Annotated in this window: 17 protein-coding genes and 1 pseudogene; 8 read left to right on the forward strand and 10 right to left on the reverse strand. The window is 67.8% G+C overall.

The features are described from left to right. The first annotated feature begins 21 nt into the window (after window positions 1-21). The 7 genes and pseudogenes from KCH87_RS40310 (at window position 22) to KCH87_RS40340 (ending at window position 5,063) form a co-directional block, all read left to right on the forward strand. A complete protein-coding gene (locus tag KCH87_RS40310) occupies window positions 22-519 on the forward strand; it encodes a hypothetical protein (RefSeq protein WP_210592869.1) in 498 nt (165 codons plus the stop codon). Between the two features lie 60 nt (window positions 520-579). Then, window positions 580-1,092 (forward strand): hypothetical protein, encoded by a 513-nt coding sequence (locus tag KCH87_RS40315; RefSeq protein ID WP_210592870.1) that lies wholly within the window; start codon window positions 580-582, stop codon window positions 1,090-1,092. Window positions 1,093-1,473: 381 nt separating this feature from the next. Continuing rightward, window positions 1,474-1,767: pseudogene (locus KCH87_RS40320) on the forward strand (DUF4333 domain-containing protein); the annotation flags it as partial. 320 nt (window positions 1,768-2,087) lie between these two features. Continuing rightward, a complete protein-coding gene (locus KCH87_RS40325) occupies window positions 2,088-2,393 on the forward strand; it encodes a hypothetical protein (RefSeq protein WP_210592872.1) in 306 nt (101 codons plus the stop codon). Between the two features lie 44 nt (window positions 2,394-2,437). Then, window positions 2,438-3,700 carry a PspA/IM30 family protein gene (locus KCH87_RS40330; protein WP_210592873.1) on the forward strand — a complete coding sequence of 421 codons (1,263 nt, stop codon included), beginning with the start codon at window positions 2,438-2,440 and terminating at the stop codon, window positions 3,698-3,700. After that, window positions 3,697-4,437, forward strand: a complete 741-nt coding sequence (locus tag KCH87_RS40335; protein WP_210592874.1) for a hypothetical protein — start codon at window positions 3,697-3,699, stop codon at window positions 4,435-4,437. Before KCH87_RS40330 ends, KCH87_RS40335 begins: the two co-directional genes overlap by 4 nt. Window positions 4,438-4,451: 14 nt before the next feature. Then, on the forward strand, window positions 4,452-5,063 hold the full coding sequence (locus KCH87_RS40340) for a hypothetical protein (protein WP_210592875.1): 612 nt from the start codon (window positions 4,452-4,454) through the stop codon (window positions 5,061-5,063). A gap of 156 nt (window positions 5,064-5,219) precedes the next feature. Here KCH87_RS40340 and KCH87_RS40345 read toward each other — a convergent pair whose 3' ends face one another. From KCH87_RS40345 to KCH87_RS40360, 4 genes are all read right to left on the reverse strand, one after another. Beyond that, a complete protein-coding gene (locus tag KCH87_RS40345; protein ID WP_210592876.1) occupies window positions 5,220-5,525 on the reverse strand; it encodes a hypothetical protein in 306 nt (101 codons plus the stop codon). A 97-nt stretch (window positions 5,526-5,622) separates the two neighbouring features. Next, window positions 5,623-6,024, reverse strand: coding sequence for a hypothetical protein (locus KCH87_RS40350; protein WP_210592877.1), 402 nt, complete (start codon window positions 6,022-6,024; stop codon window positions 5,623-5,625). 76 nt (window positions 6,025-6,100) lie between these two features. Next, on the reverse strand, window positions 6,101-6,847 hold the full coding sequence (locus tag KCH87_RS40355; protein ID WP_210592878.1) for a WXG100 family type VII secretion target: 747 nt from the start codon (window positions 6,845-6,847) through the stop codon (window positions 6,101-6,103). A 29-nt stretch (window positions 6,848-6,876) separates the two neighbouring features. Continuing rightward, entirely contained in the window at window positions 6,877-7,191 is a 315-nt protein-coding gene (locus KCH87_RS40360) for a type VII secretion target (protein WP_210592879.1), read from the reverse strand. 304 nt (window positions 7,192-7,495) lie between these two features. Between KCH87_RS40360 and KCH87_RS40365 the strand changes: the two genes are divergently transcribed. Continuing rightward, a complete protein-coding gene (locus KCH87_RS40365; RefSeq protein WP_210592880.1) occupies window positions 7,496-7,888 on the forward strand; it encodes a hypothetical protein in 393 nt (130 codons plus the stop codon). A gap of 83 nt (window positions 7,889-7,971) precedes the next feature. On the opposite strand, the gene KCH87_RS40370 is transcribed toward KCH87_RS40365, so the two are convergent. From KCH87_RS40370 to KCH87_RS50300, 6 genes are all read right to left on the reverse strand, one after another. After that, window positions 7,972-8,487: a hypothetical protein gene (locus tag KCH87_RS40370; protein WP_247197511.1), complete on the reverse strand. Its 516-nt coding sequence runs from the start codon at window positions 8,485-8,487 to the stop codon at window positions 7,972-7,974. Window positions 8,488-8,800: 313 nt separating this feature from the next. Continuing rightward, entirely contained in the window at window positions 8,801-10,720 is a 1,920-nt protein-coding gene (locus KCH87_RS40375; protein ID WP_210592882.1) for an ATP-binding protein, read from the reverse strand. Between the two features lie 79 nt (window positions 10,721-10,799). Continuing rightward, a complete protein-coding gene (locus KCH87_RS40380) occupies window positions 10,800-11,126 on the reverse strand; it encodes a hypothetical protein (protein ID WP_210592883.1) in 327 nt (108 codons plus the stop codon). A gap of 22 nt (window positions 11,127-11,148) precedes the next feature. Further along, entirely contained in the window at window positions 11,149-11,979 is an 831-nt protein-coding gene (locus KCH87_RS40385) for an immunity 49 family protein (protein ID WP_308299036.1), read from the reverse strand. 211 nt (window positions 11,980-12,190) lie between these two features. Further along, window positions 12,191-13,042, reverse strand: a complete 852-nt coding sequence (locus KCH87_RS40390) for an immunity 49 family protein (protein ID WP_210592884.1) — start codon at window positions 13,040-13,042, stop codon at window positions 12,191-12,193. Continuing rightward, window positions 13,020-18,287 carry a toxin glutamine deamidase domain-containing protein gene (locus KCH87_RS50300; RefSeq protein WP_210592885.1) on the reverse strand — a complete coding sequence of 1,756 codons (5,268 nt, stop codon included), beginning with the start codon at window positions 18,285-18,287 and terminating at the stop codon, window positions 13,020-13,022. The genes KCH87_RS40390 and KCH87_RS50300 overlap by 23 nt, the downstream gene beginning before the upstream one ends. Window positions 18,288-18,485 lie beyond the last annotated feature (198 nt).

Raw genomic sequence — 18,485 nt, forward strand, 5'->3', positions numbered from 1 at the left:
CCGTAGTAAGGATGGCCTGAGATGCCCACGACCCTGCCCGTACCGATCCAGTTCGAACTGCCGGAAGGCTGGCGCGCCGAACCGCCGGACGCAGTCGGCGCGCCGGGTGCCGCATTCGTCGCGCGGCACCCGCAGCCGGATGCCGGATTCAGTGCCAACATCACGATTGACGGCGAGTACCGCCCGGATGCGACGGCGCTGTCCGAGATCGCCCACGCGTCCGTGGAACGCTTGCGCCAGGCCGCCACGTCGGTCGAGGTCACCGGACACCGCGAGATCGGCTCGGCGGATGCGCCCGGTTTCACGCAGACGCTGGCCGTCTCGGCAGTCGTCGGCGGTGTTTCCCGCGACCTCGTCCAGTCCCAGGTGTACCTGTCCATGCTGGACGTCATCGACCCGCGCAAGCGCGCAGTCATCCGCCTGGTCCTGACGACCACCGCGTCCCAATTCCCCTACGTCCTGGGCGACTTCCAGGACTTCGTACGCACAGTCCGCCCGGACACCGCCGCGGCTTCGTAACGCGTGCTGCGCAAGCGGCAAATCTTGTACCTGCAACCCGACCCCTCATAGGTTGACTTCATGGGACTCTTCGACAAGCTGACCGGAACCAAGCACCCCGACGACGGTGTCGTGCCACGCTCAGCCGAGGAGGTGCGGGCAGCCCTGCTCGGCGTCAACCGGCCCGATGCCCCGTACGTGATTCGCGACGGCGCTGCCGAGGACTCCGACCTAGTGGCGGAGTGGCGGATGGCGGAGCCCGCCTGGCAGGCCATCTTCGTTGAGTCGCAGTTGACTCGCGCCGTCCGCATCCGGATGCGCCTGGTCCCAGAGGAGCATGAGGTGCGCGTCCTCGAGGAAGGGTGGGAGGTCACCCGGGTCGGGAATCCGCCGCAGCTCAAGATCTCAGGGGCATACTCGCGCGGGCCCGACAGGACCGTCTCCCGCCACTACACGGTCCAACGCGGGGACAGCGGCGGCCTTGAAGCGACGGAGACTTTCCGCTTCGACAGCTCGGAGCTGCGCAACCCCCTACAGAACGCCGTCCTCAAGTCGGGCTGGACTTGGCGCAGCGTGGTCTTCGGCAAGTTGTGAGGCTGGCGGGACCACACCCGCTTGCCTGCGTGAGGCCCATTCGCCGAGGGTGGAGAAGCCGGAGCTTCACGGCGTGGGGCTGCTTCTATTGATTCGGTCAAGGTGCGCGGCTTGTTCGCCATTTCCTATCTGCCCCCCGTGTGAGTGAAGATCGTTTGCAGGTAGGGCGAGGATTTCATGGGGCACCGTCGGCTGTTCTGTTTGAGGGGAAGCGGTGCTGCTCCGGCCCAGGTCAGGGAGCCCCTCCGGCAAAATCCCGGAGCAGTTCTGCCAAGTATGCTTTCGGCGTCTTCCTGCCTTGATCCCCCGGAAGGGACCCCTCACGTGACCAAAACCCGTTTGTCCGCAGTGACTTGGAGCCTCTCGACCGCCGCTGTCGGCATGCTGCTCGGAGGCTGCTCGGCCTCGGTCAGTGTTGGGAAATCCGAGCCGAAAATGTCCGCGGACAAGCTGGCCACCATGGTCGCCGAAAAGCTCGCCGCCACAACGGGGCAGCCGAAGCCGGACATCACCTGTCCCGAGGACCTCGTTGGGAAGGTCGGCACCACCACCCGCTGCACGCTCACAGCGGACGACGGCAGCACCTTGGGCGTGACGGTCACCGTTTCCTCTGTTGACAATGACCAGATCAACTTCGACTTCAAGGCCGACGACAAGGCTTCTCCGGCCGCGAACCGACGACTGAGCGTTGCCAACCCACCCCCCCCGGCCAGTGAAGATCGCTCACGCGTGATCACGGGTAAGGCGGGGAAGTCCCGCTTCCTAAGATGATTTCGTCGTGCAGGACCGCGAAAAAGGCAGCGGGGCCTACGCAATGCCGCGCACCTCATGATCAATTCTTCTGGAGCTGGCAACCGGTCGACTGGCCGAGGTTGGTCCAGGTGCATTCCGCGCCCCCGTTGCGATGTGCTTGCTGCTCCATGGCATCATCGGCCCATCCAACTGTTGTCGTCGTTTGCCGATGCGACCGGCGACACGCGAACGGGGAGATCTACGTGGGGGACCACTTCAAAACGGACATCGATCAGCTCGCTGCGTTCACCAAGGACCTCCAGGGAGCCCATGACTCCCTGGAGCAGGTGCGGACAGCCCTCCAGCATGTGCGGGCGGACCAGATCGGGACGCCGGAGCTGGACGAGGCGTGCGACACGTTCCAGGAGCGCTGGAAGTACGGGAACGAGCAGATCAAGGAGCGCATCGGCAAGCTCACCGAGGGGCTCCAGAAGAATACGGACAACTACCGCGAAGTGGAGACCTCCTTGGAGGAGAGCTTCAAGCGTGCCGCGGCTGCGGGGAAGTGATTACGTTGGCACAGAATCCGTATGTGCACCTCGGGTGGAATCCCGTGCCGGGACAGCCGGGTGAAGTCGAGAAGCTCCGCACCCAGCTCAACAATTCGGCGAGCGCGCTGCAGACCGCGTACCAGAAGATCGACAAGCTGCTCGGCGAGTCCAGCTTCTGGGAGGGTGACGCCGCGGTGGGCTTCCGCGAGGCCCTCGACGGCGACCTGCCGAAGTACATGAAGGACGCCCACAAGTCCCTGACCCTGGCCGCCGGTCACCTCGGCACCTGGCACGGCGGCCTGACCGGGCGCAGGGAGCTGGCGTCCAAGTACGACGTCGAGGCGGCCGACCACAAGGGTGACCTGAAGACCGCCAACTCCCAGCACGAGACGGCCAAGCAGGACCCGGACCTGAAGCTCGCGGGGCAGACCTTCCAGGAAGGTACTGAGCTGGAGTCCGCGCAGGCCCGGCTCAACGCCGCCAACGCCCGGCTCAACGACGCCGTCACCGCCGTCAACAACGCGCAGGGCGCCCTGGACGACGTGATGCGCAAGGCGCGGGAGCTTGAGGGGACGCACGAGGCGGAGGCGCGGGACCTCGCGACGAAGCTGAAGGACGCCACGAAGGATCTGGCGCCCGAGGAGCCGGGGTGGCTGAGCAAGGCGCTCAGCTGGATCGGGGACAACCTCACCAACATTCTCAGCGTGTTGGCTGCGGTGGCGGGGTTGCTTGCGCTGCTGTGCACGGGGCCGTTCGGGATCGCGATGCTGCTTGCCGCTGGCGCGTTGAGCCTGGCCACGATGGGGTCCCGGCTTGCCGACCCGAAGGTGCGGGCCTCGCTCAAGGACGGGTTCACGAAGGGCGAGCTCGACGCGGACTTCTGGGAGAACTCCGTGGGGCTCGTCGGTGACGCGCTGGGGGCGGTGCCGGGAGCTGGAGCCGTGAGCCGCGGTCTCAATGGTGCGGTCCAGTCGACGAGGTTCGCGTCCGAAGCCGTGAGCGCCGGGCAGTTCCTCGGTCGGTTCGCCGACGACACCGTCACGGCCGCGGGCCGGATCTCAGCCGCGGGTTCCTTCAACCCCGTCGGAGACTTGGTGGCGCAGGCAGCAGGGGGCAGCCAGGCCGTCAGAGCGGGCATGGACTACGTCTCGCCGATCGCGGGTGTCGTCACCTCCGGCTACGGACTGGCCGCCGAGAACATCGACGCCCTGAAGAGCGACGCCGGCAAGAACACCGCCACCGGGGTCGACGCGGCCCGCGCGGGCCTGTTCGACGGCCCCGGTGCCCTCGCGGTCGTCGGCGACGTAGCGAGGTTGCTGCGATGACACAGGCCGCCGAGCAGCCGCCGCTGCGTCTGGTCATCGACGACTCGGCCAGAGACCCGAGCTCGAAGATCTGGTACGCACTGCCGGCCGGATACCTCAACGTCCCCCTCGACGCCCTCGACCCCGAACCGGGCTCGGAGCAGGAGAGGTACCTCGATCAGGCAATGGAGCTGGTCCTCGGCCTGGCCCCCGAGGACCAGCGCGACCGGTACACGGGCGCTCTGCGCGACGTTCGGTTCATGACCGCCCGGATGCGGAGCGAAGGCGTCATCGCGTGCTCGCTCGGCATGCACATCGCGGACAACGGCACCTCCGCCATGTCCGTGTTCACGGTGGCACTCAAGGACATCGACTGGGCCCCGGCCAAGATCACGGCGGTGCGCGCGGTCTCGCTGCGCGAAAGCAGCGAGAACGTCGAGTTGTTGACGCTGCCGGGCGGTCGTCCGGCGTCGATCTCCGACACGCTGATCACCACGCCCGACCTGGAGGGCGTACCCGGCCAGGACCTCTACCAGTGCACCCTCTACATCCCTGCCCCCTCGGGCACGCAGCTGGGCGTCCTGACGCTGAGCAGTACGGCTGTGGGCTCCCGGAAGTACTACCGCGACATGATGGCGGGCATCGCGCACACGGTGTCCTTCCACGACCCGATGCCGGAGATCGAGCGCGCCGCACGAGGTGACGGGCCCGACGGCACGGGTGGCATCGCGGGCGACATCGCCTCCGACTTCGGCTGACCCGGGACGGACACATGACCATGAACCTCGACAAGCAGGGTTTCGACGGCCCGGTGGCGTGGGACACGCCGGGCACCCGAAGCGCACTCCACCGCTGGACGGCGTGGAACCTGGCCAAGTCGCTGGGTTGGGTGGCGCTGTGGGTGGGCGCGCTGTACCTCACGCTGTTGCTGCCCGTAGCGGCGGTGGTTCCCATGGTGTTCGTTCTATTCGCGATCACGGTCCTGGCGAGCCGGGCCCTCAGCCGACTCGCCAAGGGGGTGCGGATGCGGCGCATTCTCGCCGTCTACCCGTGGCGTCAGCAGCCGGGTGCCGTCCGGATCAACAAGGGCAAGGCGGTCTTCGTGTTGCCCGACCCGGACAAGCCCGAGACGACGGTGTCGCTGAAACTGGCTGCAGGGCTGTTCAGGTCCTGGACCCACGAGGCCCTCAAGGACTACGACGAGGAACTCTGGTACGCGGGTGACCCGCGCTTCGCCTGCGTGGTGGCCAAGCCCGGCCTACGCGGCTTGAGCTGCCTTGCCCAGCCCACCGCCTACAACTACCGCACCTCCCCCCGCCGCAAAGGCATCAGCCCCGAAGCCCGCCAGCGTGCCCGGGCCATCGGTGCGCGCGTCGCCGACTGACGCAGCCCGATGGCCCCGGTGATGCGGAAGCTTGGAGAGCGCGACGGCGGCCGGCCGACCGTGAGGTTGGCGGGCCGCCAGGGTCTGACGTTCGTACTGGCGTCGATCGAGGGCTCGTAACGCGATCGGCTGGCGGCGGCGTGCGAAGGCCTCGCCTCACGCCACGCTGCGGAGCACCACCAGCGCCACCGTGCTCCCCAGCGCACACGCCAGAGCGAGCGCCAACAGCTTGGCGCTGCGGCTGCGGTAGCTGCGCAAGGCCGCCCATACTCCGGTGGCGCCGACGACGGCCAGAACGCCGGTCACCACACGCATGGCGACGTCGGCGCCCGGCAGGACGGTCGCTGCGATGCCGCCCAGGGCCACCATCGCGCTGAGGATGCCGGCGAACATCGCCGCGTTCCACCAGGTGCGAGATGACAGTCGCTCCCGGCTGCCGTCACCCATGTCATTCATCAGCATGGGTGGCAGGCTACGCGATGGCCCGGATCGGGGTAGTCGGCAGGAGGCTCGCTCATCCGGTGCCCCCGCCATGGGCGGCCGGAAGGTTGTTCACCGGTCAGAGTTTCCAGTCGTGGCCACTGTGACGAGCCTGGCGCTGTGCCGTGCCCGAGCGCTCTGCGGCCTCTTGGCGTTCCTGCTCGATCTCGGCGCGCTGAGCTTCGAGGTAGCGTTCGGCCTCGGTGCGCTGCTGTTCACGCTCTTCCGGGGACTGCTCCTCGTACTCCTGGCGGGCCTGGGCGATGCTCTCGCCGAGGGCATCGGAGTACGCGCCCACGCGCACGGCTTCGCGGAGGCCGACCCGCCCGGAGAGGACTTCCCGGGCCATCTCCCGGAGTGCACTGTTGCCGGACGGATTGTCGGCGAGGCGTTGCAGCGACTTGCGTAGAGCACGGGCCCGTGCCTCGTCCTTCGCTATGTCCATCAGGTCTGCGTCGCCGATTTGGCGCTCTTCAGGCATGGTGTAGGTCTCTCCTTACCGTCGGTAATTGACCAGTGGTCACTGTCGGCGATCAGTGAGCGATCGGGCGACAGCCTCAGGCGACCGCAGGGTTGTCGTAGTTTCCGCCCACGGACGGGAAATTCTGGAAGTGCCCGTAGATCTCGGCTCCCAGCGCTTCCAGGACTCCAACTCCGCCGTTGACGATGCTCTGTGCCTGGGCAACCATCTTGGTCGCGTCGCCCCACATCTTGAGCAGCCGCGTGATCTCAAGGGCGGCCAGCCCATATCCAACGACGGCCCCGACCCCTGTCCACGACAGTGCTGTACCCGCGGCCATTTCGATACCGACGATGATCAGGCCGTCGATGATCCCGCCGAGCACGCCCTTGATGGCTTCCGCCGTTGAATAGGCGGCGTGCGCCAGGCTCTCGTACGTGGATTGCAGGGAATCGAAGGTCTCGCGGCAGCCGGTAAGTTTCTTTGCCAGCTCGTCGAAGTAGTTATAGGCCGCATCCGCGGCATTGCCGTCCCATGTCGAATCGAGGGAGGCGTTCCCCGACTTCAGGTTCTGCGCTACGCCGTCGCACGCCTTGCCGATGTTCTGCCATACGGAAGCACACTCGGCGAAGGACTCCCAGTCGCCGGCGAACCACTGGATGGCTTCTTCCAGGGGGTTGAACCCGAAGACCGCGTTGTACGCCTCCATGATCCAATACGACGGGCTGACGAGATCGCTGGCGTCGTTGAAGACATCCAACAGGAGCCCCTGTGAGAACTCCTCGGGCTTCTTCGGAGCGGTCAGGTGGCTCGTGGGCTCGGATATATCGGTAAACCCGGACATGCGGGGGCCTCTCGGGGGGGCTGGCGGAGTCAGCGCTTGCTGGGCGGGAAGGTGGCGTCCATGGACCGAGCCGTTGATTCGTCGGTCGTCTTGTAGTAGCTGGCGCTCTTCCTCATTTCCGCCTCTGCGGCGCGGAGCAGCGACTCTGCCTGCGTCATGGCGGAGTTGACCTCCTCGACCACTGACCTGTGGGCCCCGATGATCAATTCGATCAGTCCCTGATCGGAGACGCCTACGTCCGTATTGTCCTGTTCGTATTTCCTGGCTTGCTGAATGTCGTCAGCGGCTCTGCCTATTTGGGTCGCGTAGCTTTCCAGGTCGCCACCCTGAACCTTGAATCCCATCTGCTCACCTTTGTCCATTGGTCACAGCCGTTGCGACACGCTACCGCAAGCCACGCGGACGGATGTCGGCAGACCGCGTCATGTGCTGCTTTCCTGCTTCGAGTGCCCTGTTGGCTATGGCCGGAGTGCGATTGCCGTACGCGCGTCCGAACTCTGGCCCATTCTTGGGCCGTTGAAAAGCGACTGCGCCTTACGGGTGCCGGACCGCGGTCATACGTGTTTGAGAATGTGGCAAGCGGCGGAGATTTGGTGAACGTTTCCGCGCTCCCGTCCGGCTCAGCGTCGACCACTAAGCTCCGTTGCCATGACGACGCATGACGGTGAGGCGGCGAACAGGCCGGACGGGACCGGCGAGCAGCCGTTGTCCTCCGGGGTGAGTACGGACGAACTGCGGGCGCAGTTCCAGGCTCAGGGCCGTCCGGGGCTCGCGGAGAGCCGACGGCGTGACGCGCGGCAGGCGCGTGGGATGTACGCGGCGTTCGCCGGGCTGGTGGCCGTGGTCTGCCTTGTCCTGATCGTCGTACGTCTCGCTGGGGGCGACGCGTTGGGTGTCTGGGTCGCCACGTATGCCGTGGGCATGGCCTTCAGCGGTTGGGGTTTCGTCCTGGCCCGGATGGGCCACACGCGCTGGGCGATGATGGTCACCTGTATCGGGGCAGCATTGGCGGGTATCGGCGACAGCCCCGCATTCCGCTGAGGCATACCGACTTGGATCCGATGACCGGTCCAGGCCGCCGACCGGGCGGCAGGCGATGGCCCGGACCGACACCTGATGCGAAGTCACACCTGACGGCGCGTCCTACCGATGAGATAGGCGAGACCCCACGCGGCGGCCGCGGCGAGCAGGAGGCCGAGCGGAGAGAACCAGTCGACTCCGCCGTCGATTTCGTTGTTCCACCAGGCCTTGGCCGGGATGAAGGGGTCGGCCTCCATCATGTCGCCGATAGCGCTGGGTGATTGGCTCTCGGCGATGATGAGCGGGACGGCGTTGGTGAAGCCGAAGAAGGCGCCGAGCGCGGCGATGACGGCCCCACTGACATGGGCGCCAATGCTGCGGTGCCCCACCAAGCCGACCAGGCAGCCGACTGTCGCTCCGTTGACCAGCGCGTGGGCCAAATACAGGGTGTGGGCCGTGGTGAGCGACTGCTCTTTGTACGTGGCCAGGGTGAGACCGCTGTAGAGCAGCGAGACGATGACCGAGGCGAAGAGCCCGAGGAAGACCGCGCCGACCGGATGACCACTTGCGTTCGGCGGCTGTCCGAACGTGGGCGCCTGGAACGGTGGCGCGGCGTACATCGGATGCATCGGTTGGGCCGGCGGCTGCCCCACGGCGGGCGGCATTCCCGGGTACGCCGGGGGCTGGCCAGGAACAGGCGGCGGACCGGCCTGCATCGGGGGCTGTCCAGGAGCAGGCGGTGGTCCGAACCCCGGTGGCTGCTGGGGCGAGGCGGGCTGGTTGTACGGGTTGTAGGGGTTCTGCGGTAGCTGTGGAGGCGGCGGTGGCGGCTGGAACGGCGGCTGGCTCATTGAATTCCCACGGAGTGAACTGGCAAAGGCAGCAAGCTATCAGTGAGATCAGAAGGGTGCCGTCGGAGTCGAGTTACGTCCGCTACGAGGCCGTCGCCGGGTCCGTCCAGCGGATGCGGAGGGCCTTCGCTCCGCGCTCGGTAGCGACGAGGAGGATGCCGTCGGGGGAGAGGTCGGCGGCGGTGAAGGGTGTGTCGGACAGCAGCGTGGCCACGACTTCCTCGTTCGGCCGGTGCCGGACGCGCAGGTAGTCGGCGCCGCGGCTCAGTGTCAGTGGGGCGGCGGCGCGCTCGTCCTCGGAGGGGCGTAGGACCTGCGTCAGGTCGGGGGCGGTGTCTGTGTCGCCTGCGAGGCTGTGGATGAGCACTGCGGAAGCGCCGGATGGTTCGCCGACCGGGTGTGCGCCGGGCGTGCCTGTGGGTACGACGAGGATGGCGACGGGCGTGGCCGGCCCCTCATGGCTGGGCAGGCTGCCGACGGTCACGGCGGTGATGCCGGGGACGGGCCGGCTCCACAGGGTCTGCCAGGGCAGGTCAAGACCGAGCCGGTGTATGGCGTCCGCGTAGTCGGGCAGGCCGTCCTCGACGAACGCGGTCTCCAGCAGGGCGGCGCGCAGCACGGCGGGCGCCTGGGTGCGGGTCAGCAAGGGGGCCGTACGCAGGTATGTACGGGCCGGTGCGCCGAGCTCATCGGTCGGGACGGCTTCGACGGCGGCGCGGAGCGGCACCGGGTCGGCGTGTACGAACAGCCCCGGGTCCGTGAGGAGTTGGGGCAGCAGGCCGGCCTCCAGGGTGTGGCCCGCGATGTGGTCGCGTACGTAGGGGTCGGCCTTGCCCCAGTCCTGCTCCGGCACGGCCTCGAGCAGCGTCATCGCGATCTGGGTCTGAGCGGCGCGGACGTTCGGCAGACCGGCACGGACTTCGTCACCGATGGCCGGGTGCAGCAGCTGGAGCAGCGTACGGGTGCCGTCGTCTCCGTCCGCCTGAAGCGACTGGACGAACGGTCCGGTCAGCGCACCGCTGCCCGCGATGACTCCGCTCATGTCCTTGCCCGCAACGGCGTTGGCGAGCCGCGCCCAGACGTCGACGGGCAGACCTTCGCCGTCCGCAAGGGCGAGGGGCGCCAGGAGGTGGCGCAATGTCTGCGGGTCGGCTCCGAGGCGGCGGGCGTGCAGGTCGAGTGCCTGGCCGATGGACGAAGGGAGGAGGGCCTCGTCGCGCGGGGCGAAGGTGTAGGGACTCGCCAGGAGGCTCTGCACGGCGAGTTGCACGGTGAGCGGACTGGTCCCGGCTCGGCGTCCGATCGCCTCGGCGAGGGACCGTCTCGTCGGAGCGTCGGTGGTGAACGGCGTGTCCGGCGCGCCGAGTTGGGGGTTGAGCAGCGCCTCGGCCTGCAACACCAGGCCCTGCGGGTCCGCCCATTGCGGTGCATCGAGATCGATGACCTGCACGGTGCCGGCAGGGAGGCCGGCTGCGAACTCGTCCGCGAGCGGGCGAGGCATCTCCGTGAGCAGGCGGACCGTCCCGATGGCAGCGAGAGGCTTGAGTAGCTCTCGCGTGAGCCGTGCCGGTTCGTCCGCGGCCCGTACCGGTCCGGCCTGATCGACGTCCGGTACGACCACGGTCACGGAGTCCGTGAGGTTGGCCAGCTCGGTGAACACGTCCGATACGTCGTCGGCCGCCAGGCCGAAATGATCGGCGAGAAGCCGGACGACCTGGGCCGCGGTCATCCCGGCCGCCCCCGGCACAGCGGGCGCGGGCAGCTCGGGCGGCACGGTCGACGGGTCGAGGTCGTCCAGGGGGAGCCGCTTGCGGTACTCCGGGTCGCAGAGCATCAGGAACCCGGTGATCAGATGCGATCGACCACTACCCGGGTCTCCCGTCAGGACTACGACGCGCGGGGTGCCCGGCCGCTCCATCCGCCAGGCGGCGAGGGCACGCAGCACTGCCGTGCGGCCGCCTATGTAGGGGTGCGGAGCGTAGCCAATGGGTGCGCCAGCCATGGGTATCACTCCTGGTTGGGGTGGTGGGGCGGTCGGGGGGAGGGGTGCGGAGGGGCTGCCCTGGGGGCCCGCCCGGCTGTCACGTGTTGCGCGTGCGGTTCTTCCGGTACAGCGCGATGGCCTGCTCGATCGGGTAGTTGGGGACGGTGACGGCTTCACCGGTCTCCTTCGACACCACGATCTTGGCTCCGCCGGGTGGGGCTGGTTGAGGGCGGCCGGTGGCGTTGGTGCGGGGCGGGACGACCGTGTACACCAGGTACCCGATGTCGAACTCGTGGACCTGGAGTTCGGCGGGGGTGCCGTCGGGGAGTTTGGGCTGGGCGTAGCGGGAGCGGACGATTGCGATGGCCTGGTCGGGGGTGGTGGGTGGGCCTTGGGGGGCGGCGGCAGGGATGTCCGGGGTCATTGAGGGCACTCCTTGTTGGGGATCAGGTGGGGAAGTTGCCGACGCGGCCGCGTTCCAGCAGGTACTTCGGGATGTAGCCGGACTCCACCTCGATGGCGACGCCGCCGTCGTAGGCGAGGCAGGCCATGGCCAGGGGGCCCAGCGCGACGAGACCGCTCACCTGCGCTGCCGTCGACTCTTCGGCAGTCCAGTATTTCTTGTGCCAATGCAGGGCCTGGACCAGCTCTGCATTGAAGCGCTCACCGTCGCCTCGGACGAAGCGGTGGAACAGGTTGAGCGGGGGATACAGGACATGCAGCATCAGACTGCGGTCGGCGGTCTGCAGGACTTCGGGATTCGTGCCATCGATCGCGGCCACCAACTTGTCGCCGAGAGCGGGACCTTGCTTCCAGTACGTCTGGAGCGTGTCGACCCAGTCGTAGATGTACTCGTCGTATACCGCTCCGGACTCGCGCAGCAGCGAGATCGGGACGTCGCTCAGCTCTGTGAGTCGTTCGGGTTCGCGGCAGACGAGCGCCAAGTAGAAGGCGGTGACCCAGTTGCCCGCGTTTGCGGGCGGCTGGGAGCCGGTGGAAGGGATCGTGCGCAGCTTGCCTGAGATCAGGCATTCCACGGTGGGTTCCGATGAGGTGGCGGACCGGAACAGGGCGGAGCCGATCTGCATGGCCGCCACCCATGCCTCCCAGGTCTCAATGCGCGCGGCGCGGGGATCGAGCGCGCAGTGGTTCTTGGCGTTCGCCAGTGCCCTGTTCAGACCGGTGTTGAACGTGCTGGGCATGGTTTCGAGCTTCCGCACCCGCGCTTCGGTGTCCTCGATGAGTGCTGGCACGTTGAAAATGCGGTCGGCAGGCACCTCGTGACATATCACTTGTGCAGTCATTCCTGCCTGGCCTTCGGCTTCCGGTTGTCGAGCTCGTGGACCTGGAGTTCGGCGGGGTGCCTTCGCCGAGTCTGCGCTGGGCATAACACATGCGGACGATGTCGACGCCTTGGCCCGGGGTGGTGGTGTCGGAAGCCTTCGGTGTCCTGTCCGCTACTTGGGTTGTGACCGACTGGTGCGTTGACTATGTGGGGAACTCGCCGTACCAGCCGCCGTCGAGGAGGTACTTGGGCAGGTACTCGGACTCGACGTCGACGGTGAAACCCGAGTCCAGGGCCAGGCAGGCGATGGCCAGGGGGCCGAGGGCGATGAGTCCGTCCGAATCGCGCGCCAGTTCCTCGTCGCGGGTCCAGTAGTCCTTGTGCCATCCGACGGTCTTGGCCAGCTCGGTGTTGAACCTGTCCTGGTCGCCGCGCACCACCTGGGTCAAGAGATTCATGGGTGGGTACATGAGGTTCAGTACGGCGCTTCGCGAGGCAGGTCGGAGCACCTCGGGGTCGGTGCCGTCCACCGCGGCGAGCAGTTTGTCGCCGAGTTCCGGCCGCTTGAGCCAGTACGCCTGCAGTGCTTCGACCCAGGAGTAGATGTACTCGTCGAAGCCACCAGCTTCGCGCAGCAGGGAAACGGGGACCCGGCACAGGTCGTTCGTACGCTGCCTGTCACGGCACACACAAGTGAGCCAGAAAGCCGTGAGCCAGTTGCCTGCGTGGGCCCAGGGCTTGGCACCGGAGGCGAAGACGCGCTCCTTGTGGCCGACCTGACATTCGACTGTCGGCGTTGTCGCGAGGGCCGAGGTGAAGAGGGCGGAGCCCACTTGCATCGCGACGACACAGGCTTCCCAGGTCTCGAGTTTGTCGGCTTTGGGATCTCCCGAGCAGCGAGTGGCGAGGAGGGTGGTCGCGGAGCTCAGGGCCGTGGAGAACCACTCGGGATCCTCCTCAAGGTCCTCGAGTTCCTCTTCGAGCCCTGCCTCCAGCTCTCGAAGTACCTGAGGTAGAGCTCCCGTCAGGAAGTCATGACGTGGAATCTTGATCATCTTCATCCTTCCTGGGCCTGATGTCGTATTCCTTCATCAGGTATCCCTCGTGTGACCTGGTGGTCTCGTTGGAGTTCCCCTTCACCAGCACGTACTTCACACGGCCCGCCTTCAGTGCCGTGCGAAGGTTACGTGCCAGGTCCAGTTCATCCTGGGCGGCCTTGCGAATTGCCTCGGCCTTCACGGGGTCGGTCTCCGCGGCTGCCTCGTTCAACCCTTGCAGACCGCGCTTGCGCATCTCGTGCATGATCGTCTTGAAGTACTCGCGGGTGCCCTGGGCGACCTGCGGGACGGCCGGGTTCGCAGAGTCAGCGTCACTCTCGGCCTCCTGGTTCTCGTCACCGGTTGTCTGCTGTTCGTCGTAACCATCTTCGCCGGGCTCGGGGCGGTCGGGGTCATCCGTGTCCAGCGGGAGTCCCTGACGGTCTCCCTCTCCGGCCGTCAGGGAACCCTTGCACTCCACGACCACGTAGTCGAACTCGGTCTCATTCGGCGGCGCGTCCCATACCTGATCGAATCGGTTGTTTCCTTCGCCGCGATTGTCGATACGGACGGCGCCGGCGAATGCATTGGGGATCGCATGGAATTCGGCGACTTCGTCTCCGTACGTCTCGCTTTCCTTGCCCCTCTTCGCATGGAATGGCCTGTGCTCGTCGTCGGCCTCTTTGAAGGCGGCCCTGTTCTCAGGAGTGTCGTCGTTCTTGAGCGCCTGTTTTGCCGTTTCCCTCTTCGCGTGCGGGACTCTGTCCGCCTCGATCGCGTCTGCCCGGGACCCGGCACGCTCATCGAGCTTGTCGAGGGTGTCCTGGGAGGGGCTGCCATGGGTCCGGCCCACCGGCTCCGCGTTCGGGTCGACGTACGTCGGAGCCGGAGCCTGCGGGACTCTGCTCGCTGGCATCCACGGACTCTGCGGGTCACCGGTGGCACGAAGTATGGGTAGATAGTGGCCCTTGTACTTGGCTTCACGCGAATGCCTGTGTCCGTCTGATTCCCGGTAGTACTCGTCGAAGAAGTCGGGATCGGTATTCGCCAGGTGGACCATGTGGTCGATCCACTCGTCGTCCGTCCTGGGATCGTTTATGGGGTCGCCCGTCGGCTGTGCGGGGCCCTCGGGGCGCTGCGATGTCTCCGGCTTCCCTGTGTTCGCAGAGGTCTCGGGGGCGACCTCCCCGTACAAGTGCTTCTTGCCTGCCGTGGACTCGTTGATGTGCCGGGACGCGTCCGCGTTCTTACCGTCCGGCAGGCTCTCGCGTATGGGGACCGCGGAGTCCTTGGTCATGTCGCTCGGGCGGTTGCGACGGTCGTCGGCCGGCGACTGAGTCTCGGACCGGTCCTTGTCCGGCGTCTCCAACCGCGGATTGTCATCGACGTGATCGGGGCGCGTCCGGTCCGGTCGCTGACCGTCTGGGCGGTCGCTGGTCTCCGGCTTCCTCTGCGTGCCCGTGTCCCGATGCGGGTCCGAAGTGCGGGGATCGGATGTACGCGGATCCGTGGTGCGGGGATCCGCAGTGCGCGGGTCGGTGGCCCGGGGGTCCGTGCTCTGCTGGTGCGGAATCGATGTACGCGGGTCCGAGGGCGTGGTGGTCTGCTGAGCTGTGTCCCGGTTGGTGGTGGGGTCGTTCGGGGGGTCCGTCGCAGTCCGGGTGGGTGTCGCGTCCTTGTCCGGCGTGCCGTTGTCGGTGTCGACGGGTGTCGTGTGGCTGGGCGGCTGCCCGTGTTCCGAAGGGGAGTCGGGCCGGGTCGGGCTCTCTGCCGTCGCGGTCGGCTGCTCGGACTCCTTGTCGGGGGTGCGGCCCTGCTCGTCGGGGTGTGTCGCCCCGTCCGGCTGCTGCTGGTCAGCGTCGCTGTCTCGAGTTTCCGGGGTGTCCTGGGAGGGCCCCTGGCCATCAGGCGTGTCCGGGTCCGGCGACATGCTCGGGTCGGCCGTCGACGGCTGCGCAGGGTCCGCGTTGTTCGCTGCGTCTGGGGGTGACGGGGCCGCCGACTCGGGAGAGATGGTTCCCGTGTCGGTGTTGTCGCCCTGCTCCGGGGTGTCGGGCGAGACGCCGTTCTGTGGCGGCTGGCCGTTGTTCTCGGAGGCCTCCGGCTGGGACTGGTCGTTCTGGCCCTCGGAGTCGGCGGCGTCCGGCTGGGTGAGGTCTATCGGGTTCCGGTCGGCGTCCAGCGGGATGTGCCAGACGTGTTCGGCGTTGTCGATGTGGAGGGGCTGGGTGCTGACCTCTCCGCTCTGCGTGTCGATCCAGACGATGTTGCCGTTGTGGTTGACGACGTTGAAGGCGTGGCCGCCCCCGTTGTTGGGCCAGTCGACCTGGACGATGGCCGCTGAGCCGGGGCCCGATTGCTGGAGTACCGACGCGATGTTGTTGGCGGTGTCGGGGTCGTTGCCGGGGCCGGCGTAGGTGTGTGCGGCGCCGGTCCAGCGGATCTGGTTCTCGTTGGCGTTGTCCTCGGGGGACCAGGGGTCGGGGTTGCCGTGTTCGTCGCTGTCGAGGGTGCGGGGGGCGGAGACCTGGGGGTTGCCGTACCAGGTCTCCAGGAAGGAACGGGAGCAGTCGGCGCAGTTGTTGCTGCGGCCGGGGACTTCGTTGCCGCCGTCGTTCTGGAGCTGGGACCAGGGGCCGAAGGGGTCGGGGAACCGTTCCGGGGTGCCGTCCTCGTTGTGCGGGACGGCGTCGGCCAGGGCCTGCTGGTCGTCGGGGTCCGGTTCGGACAGGCCTCCCGGGTAGTGGTCCAGGTCGGCGCGGATGTCCTCCAGGCTGTCCTGCTCGGGGTGTTGCTGGTTCTCGGGGGTCCCGGAGTTGGTCTGGGGCGACCCCGGCGCCTGCGGCGTGTCAGGGGTCGCGTGCGACGGTGGCGTCGAGGCACCCGGGGTGGTGATGACGGTGTGGATCGGGACCGCCGTCACCTGTTGTTGCTGTTGATGCTGCGGGTTGGGCGGTGTGTTCTGCGCTGGCGTGTTGGGCTGCGCGCCCGGCTGCTGCGGAGTGTTGGGGGTGTGAGGGGTGTTGGGGGTGCTGCCCGCCGGCTGGTGGGGCGGCCTGCTCGGGGTGGGGCCGGTGCCCGGCTGGTTCTGGGTGCCCGGTGTGCCGGGGGTGCTCGTGCTGGTGGCAGCGCCGGGCTGGGTTGAAGAGTTCGGGGTGTTGCTGCTCGGTGTCGAGGTGCGCTCCGGACCGGCGCCGGACGATGGAGAGGGCGTCGTCGTCGGTGTGCTCGTGGACGGCGATGCGGTCCTGGAGGGCGTCGACTGGGCCGGGTTCTGGCTCGGGCTGGACGTACTCGGGTTCTGGCCCGGGGTGTGGGTACGCGTGCCGCCGGTCGGGTCCGGCGTGTTGCGGGTCGGGGTGCTGTCGCCCGGCCTCGTACCGGGGTTATTGCGGGACGAAGTGCCATCGCTCGGGGTCGTACCCGGCGTCGTACCCGGAGTCCGCTGCGTCGGTGTTCGGCCGTCCGGCGCACCAGGCGTACGGCCGTCGGGCGCACCAGGCGTACGGCCATCCGGTGTGCCAGGGGTACGACCGACCGGCGTGCCCGGCGTACGACCGTCCGCCGTACCGTGAGCACGACCGTCCGGCGTCGGCGCCGGAGTGCTCCGGGGCGTCGTCGCAGACGTGGGGCTCGGCGTGGAGGCAGGTCCGGTTCCCGTGGGGGAGGGCGTACCGGCGGAAGGGTTCCTCGCCGCGCCCGAGTTGGAGGTCGGGCCGGTCGGGCTCGTGGCGGAGGGCGTGCTGCCGGGCGTACTCCCGGTGTGGTGCGAGCCCGCCGCACCGCCCGCGGTCGACGGCGCCACGGGCGACGTCGGAATGGCCGAACCGCCATCCGCGCGGCCCCCGGTAGCCGCGGGGGAGGGGTCGCTCGTCGTCGGCGTGGGAGCCGCGTTGGACTGGGTGGGGACGCTGGCGGCCAGGCTGTCGATCGAGGTGCCGATCGCGCCGCTTCCCGGCGAGGACGACGTAGCGCCGGATGACGTGGGCGTGGGCGCGGACTGGGCCGTCGGTGAGGAGAGGCCGGAGACGGAAGAGCCGCCGTTGGTGCCTGATGGGCCGGACGTGCTTGGACTGCCGGAGGAACCATTGGCGTCCGGAGTACCGGGCGAGGGGTCGTCGAAGTCCGAGAGGGACGGCCCTGACAGTGACGGCGTCGGCCTCGAGTACGGCGTGTCCGAGGAAGACGAATCTTGCCCGGAACCGGGACCGGAACCGGAACCGGAACCCGAGTCGGAGTTGGGGCCGACACCCACATCAGGTGTGCCGATGCCTGCGCCGCCGGAGTCGGCGGAAATCCCGCCGCCGATGTTCGCACCCGGACCGGTGCCGGTGCTCGTACGCGTGGAGGTGGAGGAGTCCGATGACGACGAGCCGGAGTCCGAGGAGGAGTTGGAACTCCGCGAGTCGGAGTCGCCGCCGTCACGGCTCCCGCTCTCACTGTCTCCGCCGTCACGGCTTCCGCTGCCACCGTCTCCGCCGTCGCTGCCCGACGGCCCCGACGACCCGTCGTACCCGTCGATGCGGCTGTCGATCGCGTGGTGGGCGCGGTCGCCCGCCTTCTTGCCGAGGCCGTCCCGCACCCCCTCGGCCAGGGTCTGCGGGGTCTGCTTGATGGCCTCCCAGCCGCCCTTGGCACCGGCCTTGGCGGTCTCCGAGAGGTCGTAGCCCTGCTGGGCGCCGAAGCCGACGTTCATCGTCTGCCGGACGAGGTCGGTGATGATCGCCTCGATCGCCGAGACCGCGGGCTCCTTCATCGCCTCCACGATCGCTTCCATCAAGGCCTGTTTGAGCTCGTCGAGGAGGCGGCGCACGATCAGGCGGGCGGCCTGGGTGGCGCCCATTCCCGCGACCGAGGACAGACCGAAGGTGAAGGGTGCGGCGGCCGCGGCGGCGGCGATTTGGATGGCGAGGGCGATCAGTTGGGCGATCACCGCCCATTTGGCGAACTCGACGAGGTACGCGCAGGCCTCCATCACATTCGCGATGATGTGGGCGGCCTGGGCGGCGTTCGCGAGGTAGCCGTCGGAGCCGCCTCCGCCGTCGAACTTGGCGTACGTCTTGCTGAACGCGTCGATCGACTCGCCGGCGTTGTGGGCGGTCACCGTGCGGGCGCTGGTGTTCGCCGAAGTGTGCAGCCCGGTGACGTCGTCGCCGAACTTCCGCCACAGGGCGGCCGAGTCTCTGAGCTTGTCCTCGTCTGCCGTCGGCCAGTTGTAGCCGAGCATCTGGAGAACCCATTCGAGCTCGTCCGGCAGCATCATCGACACAGCAGAAAGCACCCCCGTCAGACAACACGGCCGTACAACTCCCTCACTCATCAAGGGAAAACACATAGCTGTACAGCCGTGCGCACAGCTTACGGACTCACCCGCAGGCAACTTCAGAGGGTTGCTGTCACAAATCTGTTGCAGGTCACCGCTGTTGCCCGGAGCGGCAGCTCACGGCACGGCTGCCGGAGC

The sequence above is a fragment of the Streptomyces sp. GESEQ-35 genome, from assembly GCF_017948485.1.
Lineage (GTDB): Bacteria > Actinomycetota > Actinomycetes > Streptomycetales > Streptomycetaceae > Streptomyces.